At 49.3% G+C, this 20,519-nt stretch carries 19 protein-coding genes; 17 read left to right on the top strand and 2 right to left on the bottom strand.

Annotated features, from left to right (window positions below; all coding sequences use genetic code 11):
• The first annotated feature begins 24 nt into the window (after positions 1–24).
• From coaBC to ACFFLE_RS10005, 8 genes are all read left to right on the top strand, one after another.
• Positions 25–1,215 (top strand): bifunctional phosphopantothenoylcysteine decarboxylase/phosphopantothenate--cysteine ligase CoaBC, encoded by a 1,191-nt coding sequence (coaBC, locus tag ACFFLE_RS10040; RefSeq protein ID WP_380571650.1) that lies wholly within the window; start codon positions 25–27, stop codon positions 1,213–1,215.
• Entirely contained in the window at positions 1,215–3,596 is a 2,382-nt protein-coding gene (gene priA, locus ACFFLE_RS10035) for a primosomal protein N' (RefSeq protein ID WP_380571647.1), read from the top strand. Before coaBC ends, priA begins: the two co-directional genes overlap by 1 nt.
• 12 nt (positions 3,597–3,608) lie before the next feature.
• Positions 3,609–4,553 carry a methionyl-tRNA formyltransferase gene (fmt, locus tag ACFFLE_RS10030; protein ID WP_380571644.1) on the top strand — a complete coding sequence of 315 codons (945 nt, stop codon included), beginning with the start codon at positions 3,609–3,611 and terminating at the stop codon, positions 4,551–4,553.
• On the top strand, positions 4,553–5,848 hold the full coding sequence (gene rsmB / locus ACFFLE_RS10025; RefSeq protein WP_380571642.1) for a 16S rRNA (cytosine(967)-C(5))-methyltransferase RsmB: 1,296 nt from the start codon (positions 4,553–4,555) through the stop codon (positions 5,846–5,848). The genes fmt and rsmB overlap by 1 nt, the downstream gene beginning before the upstream one ends.
• A gap of 2 nt (positions 5,849–5,850) precedes the next feature.
• The gene (gene rlmN, locus ACFFLE_RS10020) at positions 5,851–6,954 is read left to right on the top strand and encodes a dual-specificity RNA methyltransferase RlmN (RefSeq protein ID WP_380571640.1); all 1,104 of its coding nucleotides are present in this window, start codon (positions 5,851–5,853) and stop codon (positions 6,952–6,954) included.
• 2 nt (positions 6,955–6,956) lie between these two features.
• A complete protein-coding gene (locus ACFFLE_RS10015) occupies positions 6,957–7,703 on the top strand; it encodes a Stp1/IreP family PP2C-type Ser/Thr phosphatase (protein ID WP_380571638.1) in 747 nt (248 codons plus the stop codon).
• Positions 7,700–9,727 carry a protein kinase domain-containing protein gene (locus tag ACFFLE_RS10010; RefSeq protein ID WP_380571636.1) on the top strand — a complete coding sequence of 676 codons (2,028 nt, stop codon included), beginning with the start codon at positions 7,700–7,702 and terminating at the stop codon, positions 9,725–9,727. The genes ACFFLE_RS10015 and ACFFLE_RS10010 overlap by 4 nt, the downstream gene beginning before the upstream one ends.
• 70 nt (positions 9,728–9,797) lie before the next feature.
• A complete protein-coding gene (locus ACFFLE_RS10005) occupies positions 9,798–11,069 on the top strand; it encodes a cytochrome P450 (RefSeq protein ID WP_380571634.1) in 1,272 nt (423 codons plus the stop codon).
• A 145-nt stretch (positions 11,070–11,214) separates the two neighbouring features.
• Here ACFFLE_RS10005 and ACFFLE_RS10000 read toward each other — a convergent pair whose 3' ends face one another.
• Positions 11,215–11,520: a rhodanese-like domain-containing protein gene (locus ACFFLE_RS10000; protein ID WP_380571631.1), complete on the bottom strand. Its 306-nt coding sequence runs from the start codon at positions 11,518–11,520 to the stop codon at positions 11,215–11,217.
• An 87-nt stretch (positions 11,521–11,607) separates the two neighbouring features.
• Here ACFFLE_RS10000 and rsgA point away from each other — a divergent pair, with 87 nt between their 5' ends.
• From rsgA to ACFFLE_RS09980, 4 genes are read left to right on the top strand one after another with little or no spacing between them, the layout of a single operon-like run.
• On the top strand, positions 11,608–12,474 hold the full coding sequence (gene rsgA / locus ACFFLE_RS09995) for a ribosome small subunit-dependent GTPase A (RefSeq protein ID WP_380571628.1): 867 nt from the start codon (positions 11,608–11,610) through the stop codon (positions 12,472–12,474).
• Positions 12,475–13,119, top strand: a complete 645-nt coding sequence (gene rpe, locus ACFFLE_RS09990; protein ID WP_380571626.1) for a ribulose-phosphate 3-epimerase — start codon at positions 12,475–12,477, stop codon at positions 13,117–13,119.
• A 4-nt stretch (positions 13,120–13,123) separates the two neighbouring features.
• Positions 13,124–13,750 carry a thiamine diphosphokinase gene (locus ACFFLE_RS09985; RefSeq protein WP_380571624.1) on the top strand — a complete coding sequence of 209 codons (627 nt, stop codon included), beginning with the start codon at positions 13,124–13,126 and terminating at the stop codon, positions 13,748–13,750.
• Positions 13,751–13,762: 12 nt separating this feature from the next.
• Positions 13,763–14,464, top strand: coding sequence for a DUF554 domain-containing protein (locus ACFFLE_RS09980; protein WP_380571622.1), 702 nt, complete (start codon positions 13,763–13,765; stop codon positions 14,462–14,464).
• A gap of 47 nt (positions 14,465–14,511) precedes the next feature.
• On the opposite strand, the gene rpmB is transcribed toward ACFFLE_RS09980, so the two are convergent.
• Positions 14,512–14,700, bottom strand: coding sequence for a 50S ribosomal protein L28 (gene rpmB, locus ACFFLE_RS09975; protein ID WP_344701326.1), 189 nt, complete (start codon positions 14,698–14,700; stop codon positions 14,512–14,514).
• A 203-nt stretch (positions 14,701–14,903) separates the two neighbouring features.
• Here rpmB and ACFFLE_RS09970 point away from each other — a divergent pair, with 203 nt between their 5' ends.
• The 5 genes from ACFFLE_RS09970 to recG are packed head-to-tail and all read left to right on the top strand — an operon-like array spanning position 14,904 to position 20,516.
• Positions 14,904–15,272 carry an Asp23/Gls24 family envelope stress response protein gene (locus ACFFLE_RS09970; protein ID WP_344701328.1) on the top strand — a complete coding sequence of 123 codons (369 nt, stop codon included), beginning with the start codon at positions 14,904–14,906 and terminating at the stop codon, positions 15,270–15,272.
• A 21-nt stretch (positions 15,273–15,293) separates the two neighbouring features.
• Positions 15,294–16,943, top strand: a complete 1,650-nt coding sequence (fakA, locus tag ACFFLE_RS09965; RefSeq protein ID WP_380571562.1) for a fatty acid kinase ATP-binding subunit FakA — start codon at positions 15,294–15,296, stop codon at positions 16,941–16,943.
• A gap of 56 nt (positions 16,944–16,999) precedes the next feature.
• Positions 17,000–17,665, top strand: a complete 666-nt coding sequence (gene sdaAB, locus ACFFLE_RS09960) for an L-serine ammonia-lyase, iron-sulfur-dependent subunit beta (RefSeq protein WP_380571560.1) — start codon at positions 17,000–17,002, stop codon at positions 17,663–17,665.
• 11 nt (positions 17,666–17,676) lie between these two features.
• Positions 17,677–18,549 carry an L-serine ammonia-lyase, iron-sulfur-dependent, subunit alpha gene (gene sdaAA, locus ACFFLE_RS09955; RefSeq protein ID WP_380571532.1) on the top strand — a complete coding sequence of 291 codons (873 nt, stop codon included), beginning with the start codon at positions 17,677–17,679 and terminating at the stop codon, positions 18,547–18,549.
• Positions 18,549–20,516, top strand: coding sequence for an ATP-dependent DNA helicase RecG (recG, locus tag ACFFLE_RS09950; RefSeq protein WP_380571406.1), 1,968 nt, complete (start codon positions 18,549–18,551; stop codon positions 20,514–20,516). The genes sdaAA and recG overlap by 1 nt, the downstream gene beginning before the upstream one ends.
• Positions 20,517–20,519: the final 3 nt, after the last annotated feature.

The raw sequence follows: 20,519 nt of genomic DNA, 5'->3' as shown, positions 1-20,519 counted from the left end.
GGCTATATTCAAAGAGGTGAGAGCATGGCAAATATCGTTATCGGCGTGACAGGCGGCATTGCTGCCTATAAGGCGGTCGACTTAACAAGTAAACTGATTCAAGGTGGACACCAGGTCCGTGTCGTCCTGACGGAAAATGCACTTGAATTCATCACGCCGCTCGCATTTCAGGCAATAAGCCGCAATCATGTATACACCGATACCTTCAAAGAGGAAGATCCGTCGGTGATTTCCCACATCAACATCGGAGAATGGGCGGATATCATAGCAGTAGTGCCGGTGACTGCAAATACAATCAGTAAGCTGGCCAATGGCATCTATGACAATATGCTGCTCAATGTGCTGGCGGCAAATCCAAAACCGGTGGTGCTTGCGCCGGCTATGAACGTCCATATGTATAACCAGCCCGCCGTACAGAGGAATATGGAAGTGCTTACTAGAGACGGATACCAATTCATCGATGCAGAATCCGGATTCTTGGCATGCGGCTATAATGCCAAAGGGCGCATGGCAAATGTACCGGATATAAAAGCCTATATAGAAGCCCAGCTTGAACGAGGTGATCGGATGACTGGCAAGAAAGTGCTGATAACAGCAGGACCGACACAGGAGCCTCTCGATCCTGTGCGTTATATCACCAACCATTCAAGCGGCAGGATGGGGTATGCCCTGGCCGAAGCGGCGGCTGATAGAGGGGCAAAAGTTGTATTGGTCAGTGGTCCGGTCAATCTAGACGCGCCCCGGGGCGTCGAAGTCGTCGATGTTGTAACGGCAGACCAGATGTGGCGCGCAGCAGACAGCCATATGGACGCTGACCTTGGCCTGTTCACCGCAGCAGTCAGCGACTTTGCTCCCGTCTCCATGCAGGACCAGAAGATGAAGAAGGAGCAGGGGACAGAGCAGATGACCATTGAGATGAAAAAGACACCGGATATATTGAAGCATGCCGGATTTCATGCCAAAGATATGTATGTGGCGGGGTTCGCAGCAGAAACGGAAAATGTCGAAGCGTATGCGCTGGATAAACTGAAACGCAAGAATGCCGACTGCATCATCATGAATGATGTATCCAATCCTGACATCGGCATGAACAGCCCGGATAACGAGGTGGTCATGCTATTTAGGGATGGGGAGCCGGTGCCGTTCGAAAAGATGGATAAGCAGTCGCTTGCTTCTGCCATCATGGATACGCTGCAAGACAGGTGGCTGGACTGATGTACGCTTCTGTAATAGTGGATATCCCGAGTAAAAGCGTAAACCAAGTCTTTGACTACCGTGTCCCGGAAGGCATGTTGGACATACTCAAAGTCGGCCACCGCGTACTCGTACCTTTCGGGCGACGTACCATCCAAGGGTATGTGATGAAGCTCAGTGAAATGACCGACTTCGATCTGGAGCGGATCAAGGAAATCGCACGTACGCTCGACATCGAGCCCGTGCTGACAGAAGAGATGGTGATCATCGCCAAACATCTCGCAGACTACTATATCGATCAGTATATAAGCGTCATAGAAACCATTTTGCCGGCAGCGCTGAAGGCAAACTACAAAAAAGTGCTGCGCTTGGCTGAAGGGCATGGGGCGACAGCAAAAAGACTCCTTGAATCCCATCAGCAGGGCGGAGAGGTGGAGACGAGGCGTCTGCCTGCCCCAGTGTTGGAGGAACTTGCCCCCCACCTCGCGTCTGGGGAAATAAAGGAAGAGACAGTGATCACGCAGCATACGAAAAAGAAGACGGCCCTTGCAGTCTATTCCCTGCGTCATCCTGAAGTCGAACTGTCACGCGCCAAAAAACAGCAGGAGCTGCTCGACGTGATCGAATCGAGTTCGGAACCAATCTTCATCAGGGACCTTGCCGCTGAAGGATTCTCCAACCATCTGGTTAATGAACTCGTCCGCAAAGGATATGTGGAGAAGGTCGAACGGCAGATGGAACGGGACCCGTATGCGGATAGGGTGTTTACATTGGACCCGCCGAAAGTGTTGAATGAAGAACAGCAGCATGCCTATGACCGCATCGCTGAAATGATGGATGCCGGTGAGCCGAGAACCTTCCTGCTCCACGGCATTACAGGCAGCGGCAAGACGGAAGTGTATCTTCAGGTCATCCAAAAGGTGATGGATGAAGGACGAAATGCCATCATGCTGGTGCCGGAGATCGCTTTGACCCCGCAGATGGTCAACCGCTTCAAAAGCCGGTTCGGTGATGATGTGGCGGTGCTCCATTCCGGGCTTTCCCACGGGGAGAAATACGATGAATGGCGCAAAATAAAAGAAGGCCGTGCACGTGTATCGGTCGGGGCCAGAAGCAGTGTCTTTGCACCCTTTGAGAATATCGGCGCCATCATAGTGGATGAGGAGCATGAAACGACATACAAGCAGGGGGATCGGCCCATGTACCATGCCACCGAAGTGGCGAAGTTCAGGAGCCGGTACCATAATTGTCCCCTGATACTTGGGACGGCCACGCCCAGCCTCGAAACATATGCCCGTAGTGAGAGGGGCGTCTATGAGCGGCTTGAACTGACGCAGCGGGCCGGGACGAAAGTACTGCCTGAAATCCACGTGGTGGATATGGCGGAAGAGCATCGCGGGGGCAACACCTCGATCATTTCACAGACGCTCAAGGAAGCCATCGACCAGCGCATCGAACGGGGTGAACAGACTGTGCTGCTGCTCAATAGGCGCGGGTATTCGAACTTTCAGATATGCCAAAACTGCGGCTATGTGCCAATCTGCCCAAACTGTGACATCTCGCTCACCTACCATAAATCAAACAGCAGTCTGCTGTGCCATTACTGTGGTTACGAATCGGCAGTCCGCCGTATATGTGAAAACTGCCAAAGTGACGATGTTACCTTCAGGGGGACGGGTACCGAGAAAGTGGAGGAAATACTGCGTGATATGTTCGACACTGAAATCGTCAGGATGGACAACGATACGACAAGGCGGAAGGGCATGCATGAAAAGCTGCTTGACCGGTTTGAAGAAGAAGAAATCCCCATCCTGCTCGGCACTCAGATGATCGCCAAAGGGCTCGACTATCCCAAGGTGACGCTTGTGGGCGTGCTGAATGCAGACACGATGCTCAATCTTCCTGATTTCAGAGCCAATGAAAAGACATATCAGCTGCTCACTCAGGTATCGGGCCGCGCAGGACGCCATGCTTTGTCGGGGGAAGTGATTTTCCAGACCTACAACCCGAGCCATTATGCAATCCAACTGGCCAAAGGGAACGATTACAGGCAGTTCTATGAAAAGGAGATGGCATTCAGGCGACTGGCACGCTACTCACCGTTTTATTTTCATGTCTTGTTCACCGTTTCGAGCGAGGATATCTCAAAATGTCTCAAAGCGACGAGCCATATCCATGATGCCCTGGTGGACGCTGTCTCGGACAAGTCCATCATAGTGGGACCATCCCCAAGTCCGCTTGAGAGGATCAACCGGCAGTATCGTTTCCAGATAATGCTGAAATATAAGAGGGAACCGGCACTGCTCGAAGTTTTGGGTGGATTGGATGAATATTATCATGAAGCATATCGTACGGAAGGTGTCTCACTCCGGATAGATGTGGATCCGCAAGTCATCATGTAGGAGGAATTTATAATGACGGAAACAATCATTTTTATGGGAACCCCGGATTTCTCGGTACCCATATTAGAGAAGCTCCACGAAAAGCATAATGTCGCGCTGGTCATCAGCCAGCCGGACAAGCCGGTCGGCAGAAAAAGGGTGCTGACCTCACCACCGGTCGCAGAAGCAGCAAAAACCCTCGATATCCCACTTTTCCAACCTCAAGACATCAGGCACGATGAAGCGGTGGATCAGATCAGGGGGATGGCTCCGGATCTGATCATCACTGCAGCCTATGGGCAGATCCTCCCAAAGGCGCTGCTAGACATTCCGCGTCTCGGGGCGGTCAATGTGCATGCCTCCCTACTGCCGAAACATAGGGGAGGCGCCCCAATCCATAGGGCGATCATGGAAGGTGATGCAGAAACCGGCGTAACACTTATGTATATGGCTGAAGGGCTCGACAGTGGAGATATCATCGCCAGTGTAAAGACCGGCATCACGCCTGAAGATGATACAGGAACATTACATGACCGCCTGTCACACCTTGGTGCAAAGCTTCTCAATGAGACACTTCCCGCCTTATTGGCAGGGACGAATTCCCGGGTACCACAGAATGAAGGGCAGGTCACAATCAGTCCGAACATTTCCAAAGAGGATGAACTGTTGGACTTTGAGGACAATGCAGAGCATCTGTTCAATCATATACGGGGATTGTCCCCATGGCCCGGCGCCTATACTGAAATGGATGGCAAACGTCTGAAGATATATGGTGCGCGGCTTCTTGAAAAGCATTCACAGCGTCAACCCGGCACCATCGATTCGGTGACGGAAGATGGCTTCACCGTGGTGGCAGGAGACCATCGACTCATCGAGGTCACACAAGTCCAGCTGGCTGGGAAAAAGCGGACCGATGCCTCGGAATTCACAGCAGGCAGGCAAAACTTAGAAGGCACAATACTTGGGGGTATCAGCTAATGTCATTACGTAAACTGGCCCTCGATGCATATGGCCGGGTGATGGATGAGGGGGGCTACTCCAACATCGTCCTGAACGATATAATCAAGAGCCATCCTCTAGAGGCGAACGATAAAGGGCTGCTGACTGAGATCGTCTACGGCACGATCGCAAAGCGGCTGCATATCCAATATCAGATCAGGCCTTTTATACGCACGAGGCTCAAGCGGTGGCAGCGTAATCTGATAGAGATTACAGTCTATCAGATCATATGGCTAGACCGTGTGCCGAACTATGCCGCGATCAATGAAGCGGTGAAGATCGCCAAAGCATCAGGCGGACCGAAAGACGCCAATGCCATCAACGGCATATTGAGGAATTTCGAAAGATCGCCGAGACAGGACGCCAATGCCATCAAAAGTGCCACAAAACGGTTGTCCATAGAGACGAGCATCCCTGAATGGATCATCTTCCATTGGAAGACCCACCACGGCATCGAGGGGGCCCGCCGGATAGCGGAAGCATTGGACAGTCGGCCCCAGATGTATATACGCACCAATACATCACGCATTACACGCGAGTCGCTCCTTTCGAAATTGACGGCAGAAGGCCTGGAGGCAACCCCTTCAGATATTCATCCCGACGCCATCGAAGTGGATGGGGATATCCTGAAATCAGAGGGCTATGAAGCAGGGTTGTTCAGCATCCAGGATGTCAGTTCGATGCTCGTCAACGAAGCCCTTGAACCAGCAGTGGATGATGTCATCCTTGATGCCTGCAGTGCGCCAGGCGGCAAAGGGCTGCACGCACTTGAGAAAGCCACCAGCGGCCATGTCGACCTGAGTGATGTACACACGCATAAATTGCCGCTCGTGACCCAACATGCCAAACGCCTGGGGCTGTCGAACCTCGAAGTTTTTCTGGCAGACGCAGCCTGTGATGAATACCCGAGACTATATGATAAAATCATAGTCGACGCTCCTTGCTCAGGTCTCGGGGTGATGCGCAGGAAGCCGGAAATCAGATACGAGCGCACGGCAGAAGATGTAGAAGCGCTTGTCAGACTCCAACTTGAAATTTTATCCAATGTGAAACAATACTTGAAAAAAGACGGCGTGCTCATATATTCGACATGCACCATCCATCAGATGGAAAATGAGAATGTGGCCTATACTTTCAAAAAGGAAAATGACGATATCGAGTTTGATCCATTCAGGTTGAAAGCATTCGATTTTGAAGGGCCATATCGCCAGATTCTGCCGCATGAAGCAGATACAGATGGCTTCTTTATAGCCAGATTCAGGAAGAAGGAATAGAAATGATAAAAAGACCAGAAAAGAAACCGATTAAAGATTTTCAGCTGCCGAACTTCGACCGACCGTCGATCTACACCTTAAACCTCGATGAGTTGGAGGCATTGGCAGTCGAATGGGGAGAAGAGCGGTATCGCGGTGCCCAAATATTCGAATGGCTCTATATTCACCGTGTAGACCAGTTTGAAGAAATGTTGAACCTGCCTAAGGAGATGCGCCAAAAATTGTCAGAGATGTACAGCATCGAGCCGCTGGAAACGGTGGTCAGGCAGGAAAGCAAGGATGGCACCATGAAGTTCCTGTTCCGCCTAAGGGATGGCTATACCATCGAAACTGTACTGATGCGCCATGATTACGGCAACTCCGTGTGCGTCACGACCCAGGTCGGATGCCGTATAGGCTGCAGTTTCTGCGCGTCGACGCTCGGGGGGTTGAAGCGTAATCTCGAAGCGGGTGAAATCGTCTCACAGATCGTCCAGATCCAAAAAGCACTGGACGAGACGGATGAACGTGTGAGCAGCATCGTCATTATGGGTATCGGTGAACCGTTTGAAAACTACAACCAGATGATGAAGTTCCTGCGTATCGTCAATCACGACGATGGCCTCAATATCGGCGCACGCCATATCACGGTATCCACAAGTGGCATAGTGCCCCGGATCTATGATTTTGCAGAAGAAGATATACAGATCAACTTTGCCGTGAGCCTGCATGCATCGGATAATGATATAAGGACACGGCTGATGCCGATCAATAAAGCCTATGATATAGAAAAATTGATGGATGCCTTGAAGTATTACCAGCAGGAGACCGGCCGCAGGATCACTTTTGAATATGGCCTTTTCGGTGGCGTCAATGACCAGCCTGAACATGCACGCGAGCTTAGTGAGTTGATCAGCGGGCTGAAATGCCATGTCAACCTCATACCTGTCAACCATGTGCCGGAGCGGAACTATGTACGTACTACAAGGGATGATATCTTCACATTTTTGGAGACGCTCAATGAGTGCGGTGTGAACGCGACGCTCAGAAGGGAGCAGGGTACCGATATAGATGCCGCATGCGGCCAGCTCCGTGCCAAGGAATCCAAGGAAGAAACGGGGGAATAGCAATGAAGGCAGTAGAAGAGAGCATCAAGGGAGACCACCGCAGCTTGAATGAAGATGCCACCGGCATCTTCTATAATGGAACAGATCAGATGCTGCTGCTCGTTTCGGACGGGATGGGTGGCCATGAGTATGGTGATGTCGCCAGCAGGTTCGCACATGATGAGGTGAAGGCGGCATGGGAAGAGCAGAATCTGTTCGACGTCGAGCAGGCGGTCGAATTTTTGAGGCATCTTGTGATGGATGTCAACCGCAGGATGCATGAATACCAGGAAGAATATGCAGAGTACCGCGGAATGGGCACGACCCTTGTCCTAGCGGCGGTGATTGACGAAACCCTGCTTATTTTGAATGTGGGGGATTCCAGGGCGTATGTGATGAACGCCCGCTCCATCGAACAGGTGACGAAAGACCACTCATTCGTCAACATGCTGGTCGATGCCGGAGAGATTACCGAAGCGGATGCCAAAATGCATCCCAAAAGGAATATAATCACAAAAGCACTCGGCACCGACCGCCTCATCCAGGCAGATGTCTTCAGGTTGCGCAATAAACAGTATAACCATCTCCTGCTTGCTTCTGACGGCCTGACGGATGAAATGGATAGTGGAGAAATCCATACAATCGTATCAAAGCCGGACGTTCCGCTTGAGGATAAGCCGGGACATCTTATAGAACGTGCACTCAAAAATGGCTCTACGGATAATATCAGCCTCGTATTGGCTGAACTGAAGGCAGGCAATCAGGTGTGATTGGAGAAATCGTTTCAGAGCGCTACAAGGTGATTGAATACCTCGGCGGCGGCATGAGCTCCGTTTACTTGGCTGAGGATATCATCCTGAACCGGGAAGTGGTCGTAAAGCTGATTAAAGTGGATCATCATAACCGCGAGAAATCCGTGGCGCGGTTCCAACGTGAAGTCGAAAGTACGATCCAACTTTCCCATCCTAACATTGTCAGCGTTCTGGACGTCGATGAGACGGATATGTATCACCTGCTCGTAACTGAAGTGATCCATGGTCCGACGTTGCAGCAGTTCATCGAAGATAATCATCCTGTGCCGGTAGCTGAAGTGCTGAGGATATGTGGGATGGTGCTGCGTGGCATCAGGCATGCCCACGGTGCAGGCATCATCCATAGGGATATCAAACCCCAGAACATTCTGATGGATGAAAAGGGACAGGTGAAGATTACAGACTTCGGCATCGCAAAGGCTCTAAGTGATACACGCATGACTGAAACCAACCAGGTCATGGGTTCTGTGCAGTACATATCCCCGGAACAGGCAAAAGGCCACCAGACGGATGAACGGACAGATATCTATTCATTCGGGATCGTATTGTTTGAATTGCTTGCCGGCCGGCTGCCGTTTGAAGGGGAAACTCCGGTTTCAGTCGCACTGAAGCATATCTCGGAACCCTTTCCGGATATACTGGAATTCAGGGATGTGCCGGAAGCGCTTGTCCGCATAATCGGTAAGTGTACTGAAAAGGATCCACGTAACCGTTATCGTCAAGTGGATGAAATACTCAATGACATCGCTGCATTCAATTCCGGTACAGTATCTGAACCCCACCCTGGGCCAAAGCCCCCAATCAGCCCTTACGGAGATAGGAAGAAGAATCGAAAGCTATGGCTCATTCCGTTGTTGGCAATGTTGCTTCTGCTGCCGGCATTGTTCTTTTTCCTTGTCATGGACCAATCGTCCACCCTCCCGGACATGACCGGTATGCCGATTGAAGATGCCGGACAGGTACTTGAAGAAAATGATTTGGAGATGGGTGAGACAATCGAGGCGTATGACCCTGAAATGAGTACTGGCTCGATCATCAGGACTGTACCAGGAGCTGGTGGGAAAGTAGATAAGGGCACTCCGATCGATATTATGGTCAGCCGTGGAGAAGCGCCCTATGAAATGGGGGACTTTGTCGGGGCATACTATGAAGATATCAAAAGTGATCTGGATGCACTTGGGTTCAGCAGTGTCGAAGTCGAAAAGATACCCGACGCTTCAAAGCCTGACACGGTACTCTCACAGTCCATTGGAGCTGGCATGGAAGTCACCCCGGAAGAACATGAGTTAGTGCTTGAAGTGTCTTCAGGAGTGGAGATGCCATCGTTGACAGGACTTTATCTTGATGATATGCGGGCTGATATCGAAGCGATGGAATTCAGCTCTTTTGAAGTGGAAGAAGTATACGACCCATCCGAACCCGGGACGATAATAGAACAGTCAATAGAACCAGATGTACTGGTCGACCCGTCTTCAGACAATTTGAAGCTGACCGTTTCAAGAGGCTTAGAGATGATAGAAGTGGAAGATTATAGGGGGCAGCAGCTGGAGGAGGCAGAGGCAGCGCTGATTGAGGCAGGATTTGAAGTGGATATCATCCAGGAAGCCCACAGCGCAGATTTTAAAGAGGGTCAGGTCATGGGGCAGTCTCCGCATTATGGGGAATTCACAAAAGGATCCACAATCGATATAATCAAATCCCTCGGACCCGAGTCCAAAGACGAGAAGCAATTCGCCAAAGAAATATTGATCCCATACGATGAAGATCAGGACGCGGACTCAAAAGAAGAACGCCCGGCCCGTACTGTGGAAATATACATTGACGATAAAGATAATGATATGGATGATGTATTCGATACATTGGAAATCGATTCGGATCATGAGTATACGGTCAATATGATCATTGAAGAAGATGAAACCGGCCACTACCGCATCGATGTCGATGGTGAGACCATCAAAGAGGATAAGGTCCCCTACAAATGATTGAAATGGTGGCATAAGCCCAATCATTTATATATAATGGATTAGGAATAATGAAATTGGAGGAGAACTTATGAGCACAATAAAGAGAGACAAAGGTCTCGATAACACGCTTAAGGCAATGAAGGAAGGTTACCTTTACACCACGAATCAAAGAAAGCGCCTTGGTGCAGAAAACATTTTTGAAACAAGGGGTCTCGGCGGTAAGCGCATCCTCGTCCTCAGTGGTAAAAAGGCTGCTGAAACTTTCTACGATAATGATAGGATCGAACGTTCCGGCACTCTGCCAAAGCGTATCGTGAACACTCTATTCGGTAAAGGTGCCATCCACACGACGACCGGCAAAAAACATATAGACAGAAAAGCACTCTTCATGTCGCTTATGACAGAAGGCAACCTGAAATACTTACGTGAACTTACACGCAACCACTGGTATATGAATACTCACCGCATGGAACAGATGGGCCGTGTAAACATCTATCGCGAATCCATCGTCCTGCTTACTAAAGTAGGTACCAAGTGGGCCGGTGTACAGGCACCGGAATCTAAGATTGAAGAAATCGCAACGGATATGGATATCATGATCGATTCCTTCAAAGGCCTAGGTTCCAAGTTCAAAGGCTACAGGGAGTCCGTCAAAGCACGTCACCGTGTTGAGGATTGGCTTGAAGATCAGATCATCCAGACCCGTAAAGGCAAGATCCATCCGCCAGAGGGAACGGCCCTCTATGAGTTTGCACATTGGGAAGACTACAAGGGTAACCCTATGGACTCAAGACTCTGTGCCATCGACCTGATGAACACGTTCCGCCCTCTCATTGCGATCAACCGTTTTGTATCATTCGGTCTGCATGCGATGAATGAACATCCAATTTCAAGGGAAAAAATCAACAACGAAGAAGATTATGCGTACATGTTCTCACAAGAAGTGCGCCGCTTCTACCCATTCGTGCCATTCCTGCCGGGCAAAGCGAAGACGGACTTCAACTTCGATGGACATGATATAGACAAAGACACTTTCCTTCTGCTCGATGTCTATGGCACCATGCACCGCGATGATGTCTTCGAAAACGCGAATGAATTCCGCCCAGAACGCTTCATCGACTGGGATGGCAGCCCATTCGACCTTATTCCGCAAGGCGGCGGCGACTACTACACGAACCACCGTTGTGCAGGCGAGTGGATGACAATCATCATCATGGAAGAGACGATGAAATATTTTGCCGGCAAAGTTTCATATGATGTACCTGAACAAGACCTCAGCATCGATCTGAACAGCATTCCAGGCTATATTAAAAGTGGCTTCATCATTGAAAACGTCAGGGAAAACATCGACCGCAAATAAATTCAAATGCCCCCTTCCGCCATATGGCGGAAGGGGGCATTCATTTATGGGCAAATTGTCATTAGGTCCTGCCTGTACCAAGAAATGGTGGCGCAATGAAAAAGGAGTCTCTCCCGGGTCGGGACAGACTCCTTCGTGCATATAGCTAGAATGTATCGAGTGGGCCGTCATAAGCCAGTATGCCGCCTTCGACATTCAACGCTTTGTAGCCGTTATCAAGTAAATGGTGCTGTACTTTCTCACTTCTCTTGCCGGATCTGCACATTACATAATACGTCTTGTCTTTATCGAGGGATGAAATGGCGTTCTCGAAGTCCGACATCGGATAATGTTCGGCACCAGGCACGAAGCCTGTCTCTTCCAGTTCATTCTTTTCCCTGACATCGATCAGGACTTTATCCTCACCTTGGATTACATCTTGCAGTTCACTAGCCTCAATTGACTCTGACATGGTAGTACCTCCTTTTATGGTGCTAGTGATATTTTATCATAAAGAGGGTAACTGTTATAATAAAGTAAAATCAATCAGGGGTGACGTATGCTTAAAGGAAGAATAATCAAAGCATTGAGCGGATTCTACTATGTAGAGGCTGAAGGGAGTATATACGCAACAAGGGCGAGGGGTCTGTTTAGAAAAACTAAGGAGTCCCCCCTTGTCGGCGATATTGTGACATTTCAGGTGGAGAATGATATGGAAGGGTATATAACGGCGATAGATCCCCGCAAAAACTCACTTGCGCGGCCACCAGTCGCCAATATCGATCAGCTGTTGATCACAATGAGCATGAAATCCCCTGAATTCAACTATTATCTTCTGGACCGATTCCTTGCTTACGCAGAAGCGCATGATATGGAGCCAGTCGTCATCATCACCAAGATGGACCTGGCTGATGACGATTTCGATGCTGAAGCGTTGAAATCGGTCTATAGCGGTATTTATCCGGTCCATTTCACCGACCGGGGCTCCATCGCCCGGGATCTGGAAATGATCTTCGAGGATAAGATCAGTGTCTTGGCTGGTCAGTCCGGGGTGGGGAAATCGACTCTACTGAATACATTCCTGCCAGCACTCGATCTTGAGACTGCAGAAATCTCCAACGCTTTAAATCGTGGAAAACATACGACGCGGCATGTGGAGCTGATGGATATTGCCGGCGGCAAGATTGCAGATACCCCAGGATTCAGCACGATAGAATTCACAGGTCTCGATAAATACAATCTCAAGTTCTGTTTTCCGGATTTCAATGTACACAGTGAAAAATGCAAATTCAGGGAGTGTCAGCACATCAAGGAACCTAAGTGCGGTGTCAAGGAAGCCGTGGCGAACGAAATGCTGGCCAAGACGCGCTATGACAGTTATGTAACGATTTATCATGAAATTGAAAACAGAAAGGTAAGATATTGAATGGATAAAATATTACCTTCCCTGCTTGCCGGGGATTTTGCGAATCTAGGACGCGATATCGGGAGGATGGAGGCAGCTGGTGCCGATATGTTCCATCTTGATGTCATGGACGGCCAGTTTGTGCCGAACATATCATATGGACTGCCTGTGATTGAAGCCATCAGTAAGGTCTCCAACATACCGATCGATGTGCATCTGATGACCCTTCAGCCCGACCAGTTCATAGAAGAACTGAAGCGGATGGGCGTCGCTATGGTGTCTTTTCATGTTGAAGCGACACATCATCCGCACCGACTGATCCAAAAGATCCAGCAAAATGGCATGAAGGCGGGTATCGCGCTAAATCCACATAGTGCCGTGTCTGAGCTTGAATACCTGCTGCCAGATCTTGATTTCGTCCTCATCATGACAGTGAATCCAGGCTTTGGCGGACAGGAATTCATCAGCCAGTGTGTGGGTAAGATCACCGAACTTGATGGGATGAGGAAAGCGCATAACTACCAATTTGACATCGAAGTCGATGGCGGCATAAATGATGAAACGGCAGCTATATGCAGAGATGAGGGCGCGAACCTGTTCGTCAGCGGTTCCCATCTGTTCAAAGCAGAGGACCCTGCCGCAGCAATCAGCCGGTTGAGAGGATGATGACATGCATATCAACGTGTTAGTCCGTGAATCTAAAAAGGGCATCATGGAAGCCATCAGGCCCGGCGAATGGGCCGGGGTGGATCGCGGTGCATATCTTCTGCTTAGGGAAGGCATCCACCCGAAGTATACTTATGGGGATTTCGATTCTGTAGATGATGGAGAATGGACGTTCATCACCAGACATATGGCGGTGACACCTGTGCCGACGCGCAAAGACGATACGGATTTGGAGATATGCCTGAAAGATCTTGTGGCAAAAGGCTACTTGAGCATAGATGTATACGGGGCGACGGGTGGCCGGCTCGACCATACTCTTGCCAACATCTTTCTGTTGACGCACAGCAGTTTCAGCAAGGCGAACATCAGGCTCATTGATCACCAGAACATCATGCAGCTGCTCCCGGCAGGCCAGCACACGGTAGCAAAAGCTGAAGGCATGCGCTATGTCTCCTTTCTGCCATTGGCTGCAGGTGGGAACTTGAGCTTGGAGGGGTTCGAATATGATTTGGACGAAGCCGAACTTGAAGTTGGCCGGACATTGACGATAAGCAACGAATTTAAGGAGGAATATGCTTCGGTGCATACGGATGCTACAATAATTATGATACAATCCAGAGATGACCGTTAAAGGAGGGACAGGATGATTTTAGCAGGTGCATTCACAAATGGTATGGCAATCATAGTCGGTGGATTGCTGGGTTTGATATTTACATTCATTCCGGCTCCCATAAAGGATTCCATAATGAAGATACAGGCATTGATCATTCTGACCCTGGGGATCCAGATGGTCGTCCAGGCTGATGATATCATCATAACATTACTCAGCCTGATTGTTGGGGTGGTCATCGGAGAAGTCATCCGTCTTGAAGAGATGCTGAACCGCTTCGGCCATTGGATGGAAATCAAGCTTGGCGACAAACATGCCGGTAACCTGTCACAAGGTTTCGTCTCCGGTACTCTGGTCTTCATTGTAGGGGCTATGGCAATTGTCGGAGGATTGGATGCAGGGCTCAGGGGCTCCAACGAAGTACTGATCACAAAATCGATCATGGACTTCTTCATCGCAATAGTCATGACGACCACCTATGGCCTCGGTGTCATCATCTCAGGCGTGCCGACATTCTTTTATGAATCCGGCATCATACTTTCTGCCCAGCAGATAGCCAAGTTCATACCGGACTTCATCCTCGATCAGATGATCCAGCAGGTGACGAGTACGGGTGGCGTAATACTTCTTGCGATTGCCTTAAATATGCTAAACATCACTAAAATGAGGGTGGGCAATATGATACCGGCAATATTTACAGCGATGCTGATGGTTTATCTCGTCAACATATTCTAAATAAAAAATCCATCCGATCAGATCGGATGGATTCAATATTGTCAAGATTATACGCGCTGGACTTTGCCGGATTTGAGTGCGCGGGCTGATGCCCAGACTCTTTTAGGCTTGCCGTCGACGAGTACCCTTACTTTTTGCAGGTTGGCGCCGAAAGTCCTTTTGTTGGCGTTCATAGCGTGTGAACGGTTGTTGCCTGTGCTTGCTTTACGGCCAGTGAAGTAGCATTCTTTAGACATATTGTCATCTCCCTTTATAAAGATTACCATAAATATTGATTATAGCTTTATTTGCATACTATAATATAATACATGATAAGAAAAGATTTTACAAGCGATATTCCGAGGGTACGCTAGGCGGCCGGCACTATGGTGTTATAGGCATACTTGTATTTATATGCGGTTTCCGCTTATAATTAAATGATGTATGAGGAGGAAAGACAATGACTCTTGAAATAAAAAATGAAATGGGCAGTATTGATATCGCCATGGACGTGATTGCGAATATTGCAGGCGGTGCAGTGGTGGAAAGCTACGGTGTCGTCGGTATGGCTTCTAAGCACCAGGTGCGTGACGGCTTTGCCGAACTCCTCGGCAAAGAGAACTATTCGCGCGGTGTCATCGTGGAAAACAATGAAGGCGAAGTGGATATCGATCTATATATAATCGTCAGCTACGGCGTCAAGATTTCAGAGGTGGCGACGAATCTGCAATCGACCGTCAAATATAAGCTCGAAAAGACACTTGGGTTGAACATAAAGTCAGTTAACATTCATGTTCAAGGTGTCAGAATCATCAATACTGAGGACTGATCAGGGAGGATTTACTAAGCAATGGATAAGATAGATGGTGTAATGTTTAAAAATATGATTTTAAGTGGGGCTGAGAACTTGCGGCAGCACGCCGAGTATGTGGATTCATTGAACGTCTTCCCGGTTCCGGACGGTGATACGGGCACCAATATGAATTTATCGATGACTTCAGGAGCCAATGAAGTGGAAGATAAAAGTGAAAGCCATATCGGAGATATCGGCAAATATTTTTCCAAAGGCCTGCTGATGGGTGCGCGGGGGAATTCTGGCGTAATACTCTCCCAGCTCTTCCGTGGGTTTTCCAAATCCATAGAGGATGAGGAGGAGATAGATGCCGCCACTTTTACAGCTGCGCTCAACGCCGGTGTACGTACTGCCTATAAAGCAGTCATGAAGCCTGTCGAAGGCACCATCCTGACAGTCGCTAAAGATTCTGCCGCAAAGGCTGAGGAATTGGCTGAAACAGAAACGTCACTCACCTCTTTGATGGAGGGCGTCATCAAAGAAGCGAAAGCATCATTGGACAGGACACCGGACCTGTTGCCGGTGCTTAAGGAAGTGGGCGTCGTAGATTCCGGCGGACAGGGGTTATTATATGTATATGAAGGCTTTCTTTCTGCATTGAAGGGCGAAAAGGTTGAAGCCAAGGATGAGCAGAAAAATATGAAGGATTTCGTTGATGATCATCACGAGTTCGATCAGTTCATGACGGCAGACGACATCGAGTATGGCTTCTGCACCGAATTCATGGTGCGCTTCGATGAGAAGGGCCGTGAGTTCAACGAAGATGCGTTCCGCGATGAGATGAGTGAATTCGGCGACTCTTTGCTTGTCATATCAGACGATGAGATCGTCAAAGTCCACGTCCATACTGAAACACCCGGCAAAGCGATGACTTATGGCGCCGAGTATGGTGAACTGATCAAGATGAAGATTGAGAACATGCGTGAACAGTTCAGGGAGATACAGGACAAGAAAGGTCCGGCCAAAACCGAGACGAAGGACAAGCAAACTTATGAAACAGCAATCATAACCGTTTCATCCGGAGAGGGCATCAATGAATTGTTCAGGAGCATCGGTGCGACGCATATCATAAACGGCGGCCAGACGATGAATCCCGCTACGGAGGATATCCTGAAGACGATAGAAGGGGAGGATGTCAAAAATGTCATCATCCTGCCCAATAATAAAAACATCATCATGGCAGCTGAGCAGGCACGTGATCTACTTGATATCCCGGCTGCCGTAGTACCGAGTACATCGATACCTGAAGGGTTGGCGAGCCTGCTGATGTATTCCCCGGATGCTGGATTGGAAGACAACACTACTGCAATGAAGGAAGCACTTGAGCACGTCAAGACAGGACAGGTCACATATGCAGTGCGCGACACCAAGATAGACGGCGTCGACATCAAAAAAAATCAGCACATGGGCATCAACAATGGCAAGATAACCGGCGCAGATGATTCCAGGGAAGCGGCATTGAAGCAGCTGCTTGAATCGATGATTGATGATGAGTCTGAAATCGTCACTGTACTGATCGGCGACGAAGGAGATCAGGATGAAGTAAACCGCATCATTGAAGCAGTTGAAGCAGAACATGACGAAGTGGAATTTGAAGTCCACGAAGGACATCAACCGGTGTACAGTTATCTACTTTCTGTAGAATAGTCATGAGACCCCATCGGTTCGCCTGGACCGATGGATTTTTTTATGGAGGGGATCGAATGAAGTATAAAAGTGTTTTTGACATCATCGGACCGGTAATGGTCGGGCCGTCTTCTTCACACACGGCAGGAGCAGCACGGATTGGTTTGCTCGCACGCAGTCTTTTTGGAGAACAGCCGGATCATGCGGATATCTATCTGTATGGATCCTTTAAGGATACTTACAGGGGACATGGTACGGATGTTGCATTGATTGGCGGACTGCTTGGGTTTGATACCGATGATGACCGCATCATCACCGCTAAAGATCATGCAGATGAAGCGGGTATGCATATACAGTTCATCGAAATGGAAGAGGAACGCTCCCATCCGAATACTGCATTGCTGCACCTGGTCAAGGGCTCAGACAGACTGACGGTTGAGGGGATATCGATAGGTGGCGGCAAGATTGAAGTGGTCAGCATCAACGACTACCCAATCAGTCTATCCGGCAATTACCCGGCCCTGCTGGTTTTCCATAAGGATACCTTCGGGACCATCGCCAGAGTCACGACAATTCTCGGAGGCCATCAGATCAACGTCAGCCAGATGAATGTCGCGCGCAAGGAAAAAGGGGATATTGCACTGATGACGATAGAGCTTGATGAAAAGATCAGCCAGGAGGTCATTGACGAAGTAGCTGCGGCAGAAGGTGTCGATCGAGTAATTGAAATGAAAGAAAGCTAGGGGGGACGAATATGTTTAGGACGATAGAGGAACTGATAGATAAAGCAACTGCCGAAAACAAAGCCATCGCCGACATTATGATCGAACAGGAAATGGAAGCGACGGGACGTTCCTATCTTGACGTCTATAAAGATATGGAACGCAATCTTGAAGTGATGGAGAATGCCGTTGAAGAAGGATTTGACGGCGTAACCAGCACTACAGGCCTGACCGGCATGGATGCTGTAAAGATGAAGAAATACATCGACAGCGGCAAAGGCTTGAGCGGAGATCTTACTCTGTACGCCATCGCCCACGCCGTGAGCACAAATGAAGTGAATGCTGCGATGGGTAAAATATGCGCTACACCGACCGCCGGCTCTGCCGGTGTCGTACCAGGCGTCCTGTTTGCGATGAAGGAAAAGCATGATGTTTCGCGCGAAGAGATGGTCAGATTCCTGTTCACTTCAGGTGCCTTCGGTTTTGTTGTAGCGAATAACGCGAGCATCTCCGGAGCTGCAGGGGGGTGCCAGGCAGAAGTGGGCAGTGCGAGTGCCATGGCAGCGGCCGCCCTTGTCGAAATGGCAGGGGGCACGCCTGAGATGAGCGGGCACGGTTTTGCGATCGCCCTGAAGAACATGCTTGGTCTTGTATGCGATCCGGTGGCAGGGTTGGTGGAAGTGCCTTGCGTCAAAAGGAACGCAGCCGGAGCCAGCAATGCTCTGACGGCGGCGGATATGTCGCTTGCCGGCATCGAATCCAGAATACCTGCTGATGAAGTGGTGGAAGCAATGTATAAAATAGGGCTCACCATGCCTTCTGCACTTCGTGAAACGGGGCGTGGCGGACTTGCCGGTACGCCGACTGGAGAGCGGCTAAAAGCTGAGATTTTCGGTGGCCAGTAATGATGCAGCTCTACCGGGTGTCAAAATCCTCGCGGCCGGTTGAAAAGCTCAAAGGTGTCGGACCGAAGTTGAATGAGAAGCTCAATGAACTGGAACTGACTGATTCAGACACCATCCTGTTCCATCTGCCGAGTGGCTATGAGAATCTCGCAGTGATGAACCTCAACGATGCCAAGCATAATGATAAAGTGACCGTTTCAGGGAGGGTCAGGACTGAACCCACCATCTCTTTTTTTCGGCGGGGGAAAAGCCGCCTGACTGTCTTTGTCGAAATTGATGGCTTGAATATAAAAGTGATCTTCTTCAATCAACCTTATTTGAAGGACAAACTGACCGTTGGAGAAACCGTCAATTTCACCGGTAAATTCGACAGGAACAGGCTTGAAATAAACGGTCAGAGGATGATTTTCGACCCTTCCGGCGGCTATCGCGTAAAGTATCCCCTCGGCGGGGTCATGCATTCAAAGACATTCAGCCGAATTGTTGCCCAGGTGTTTGAAGATGCTGAGTTCATCTACGATCTGCCGGAGGAATATAGGCGGAAATATCGATTGATGTCTATCAAGGAAGCTTTGTGGCATCTGCATTTTCCCGAAAATCCGCACGACATCAACGAAGCGAGGCGGACCATAAAATTTTATGAACTTTTTATATTCCAGCTGCAGCTTATGGAAAAGCGCCGCCGGGAAAGGGTGCGCAACGAACAATACATCATCGACTATGACATCAATGCCCTGAAGGCGTTCATCGCTACTTTGCCTTTTGAACTGACGGGAGATCAAAAGCGCAGTGTGAATGAAATTTGTAGGGACCTTAAGCAGAACATCTCGATGCACCGGCTCCTCCAGGGGGACGTGGGCAGCGGCAAGACGATTGTAGCGGGCTTGGCGAGCTATGCCGTCAAAACCATCGGGGAACAGACCGCATTGATGGTGCCTACTGAGGTGCTGGCCAATCAGCATTATCAATCCTTCCTTGAAATATTCGCCGGAGAGCTCAATATCGAAAAACTGACAGGCAATACATCACGTAAGGAAAAAGATCGGATACTCATTGAATTGGCACGAGGCGGAATAGACCTGATCATCGGCACCCATGCACTGATAGAAGACGATGTCGTATTCAAAAGCCTATCGCTGATCATCACTGACGAACAGCACCGCTTCGGGGTCAACCAGAGGAGACGCCTGAATGATAAGGCACTCAGAAAAAATGTCCTGTACATGACGGCAACGCCCATACCAAGGACGCTGTCCATAACCACTTTTGGTGATATGGATATTTCAGTCATCAGGCAGATGCCTAAGGGCCGTAAACCGGTACAGACATACTGGCGCCGCTTTGAAGAGACCGATGAAGTACTTCAGCAACTTTCAGAGGAAATCAAAAAAGGACACAGTGCCTATATCGTGGCACCGCTGATAGAAGAATCTGAAACGCTTGATTTGAAGAATGTCCAGGAAATCCACGAACTGTTCAAGAACCGTTTTGGTGAAAAGGATGTCGAACTTGTGCATGGCCGGATGAAACCGGATGAAAAAGCAGAGGGCATGGCGCGGTTTGAATCGGGCGAAAAACCCATACTGGTTTCAACGACAGTGATAGAAGTGGGCATCAACGTCCCGAGTGCGACATTCATGGTGATCTTCAATGCGGAACGTTTCGGACTCTCGACGCTCCACCAACTAAGAGGCCGGGTCGGTCGGAGCGATAAGCAGAGCTACTGTGTACTCATCAGTGATCCGAAGACAGAAAATGCAAAACTCAGGATGGATATCATGACCAGCACGACAGATGGCTTCGAACTGAGTGAACGTGACCTTGATATGCGTGGCCCTGGTGATTACTTTGGTGTGCGCCAAAGCGGTCTGCCCCAATTCAAAGTTGCAGATTTGGCGGAAGATTACAGAGTGCTTGAACATGCACGCCAAAGTGCAATAGAGTACGCAGAAAAACTGAGCTCGTAGAGT

It is taken from the genome of Salinicoccus siamensis, from assembly GCF_042429615.1.
GTDB classification, from domain to species: Bacteria; Bacillota; Bacilli; order Staphylococcales; family Salinicoccaceae; genus Salinicoccus; species Salinicoccus siamensis.
This window is presented reverse-complemented; position numbering and strand designations above follow the sequence as displayed.

Excerpts from the sequence above, each read along its gene's own strand:
- coaBC (WP_380571650.1), top strand. The coding sequence starts at position 25 with ATGGCAAATATCGTTATCGGCGTGACAGGCGGCATTGCTGCCTATAAG.
- priA (WP_380571647.1), top strand. The coding sequence starts at position 1,215 with ATGTACGCTTCTGTAATAGTGGATATCCCGAGTAAAAGCGTAAACCAA.
- fmt (WP_380571644.1), top strand. The coding sequence starts at position 3,609 with ATGACGGAAACAATCATTTTTATGGGAACCCCGGATTTCTCGGTACCC.
- rsmB (WP_380571642.1), top strand. The coding sequence starts at position 4,553 with ATGTCATTACGTAAACTGGCCCTCGATGCATATGGCCGGGTGATGGAT.
- rlmN (WP_380571640.1), top strand. The coding sequence starts at position 5,851 with ATGATAAAAAGACCAGAAAAGAAACCGATTAAAGATTTTCAGCTGCCG.
- ACFFLE_RS10015 (WP_380571638.1), top strand. The coding sequence starts at position 6,957 with ATGAAGGCAGTAGAAGAGAGCATCAAGGGAGACCACCGCAGCTTGAAT.
- ACFFLE_RS10005 (WP_380571634.1), top strand. The coding sequence starts at position 9,798 with ATGAGCACAATAAAGAGAGACAAAGGTCTCGATAACACGCTTAAGGCA.
- ACFFLE_RS10000 (WP_380571631.1), bottom strand. The coding sequence starts at position 11,520 with ATGTCAGAGTCAATTGAGGCTAGTGAACTGCAAGATGTAATCCAAGGT.
- rsgA (WP_380571628.1), top strand. The coding sequence starts at position 11,608 with ATGCTTAAAGGAAGAATAATCAAAGCATTGAGCGGATTCTACTATGTA.
- rpe (WP_380571626.1), top strand. The coding sequence starts at position 12,475 with ATGGATAAAATATTACCTTCCCTGCTTGCCGGGGATTTTGCGAATCTA.
- ACFFLE_RS09985 (WP_380571624.1), top strand. The coding sequence starts at position 13,124 with ATGCATATCAACGTGTTAGTCCGTGAATCTAAAAAGGGCATCATGGAA.
- ACFFLE_RS09980 (WP_380571622.1), top strand. The coding sequence starts at position 13,763 with ATGATTTTAGCAGGTGCATTCACAAATGGTATGGCAATCATAGTCGGT.
- rpmB (WP_344701326.1), bottom strand. The coding sequence starts at position 14,700 with ATGTCTAAAGAATGCTACTTCACTGGCCGTAAAGCAAGCACAGGCAAC.
- ACFFLE_RS09970 (WP_344701328.1), top strand. The coding sequence starts at position 14,904 with ATGACTCTTGAAATAAAAAATGAAATGGGCAGTATTGATATCGCCATG.
- fakA (WP_380571562.1), top strand. The coding sequence starts at position 15,294 with ATGGATAAGATAGATGGTGTAATGTTTAAAAATATGATTTTAAGTGGG.
- sdaAB (WP_380571560.1), top strand. The coding sequence starts at position 17,000 with ATGAAGTATAAAAGTGTTTTTGACATCATCGGACCGGTAATGGTCGGG.
- sdaAA (WP_380571532.1), top strand. The coding sequence starts at position 17,677 with ATGTTTAGGACGATAGAGGAACTGATAGATAAAGCAACTGCCGAAAAC.
- recG (WP_380571406.1), top strand. The coding sequence starts at position 18,549 with ATGATGCAGCTCTACCGGGTGTCAAAATCCTCGCGGCCGGTTGAAAAG.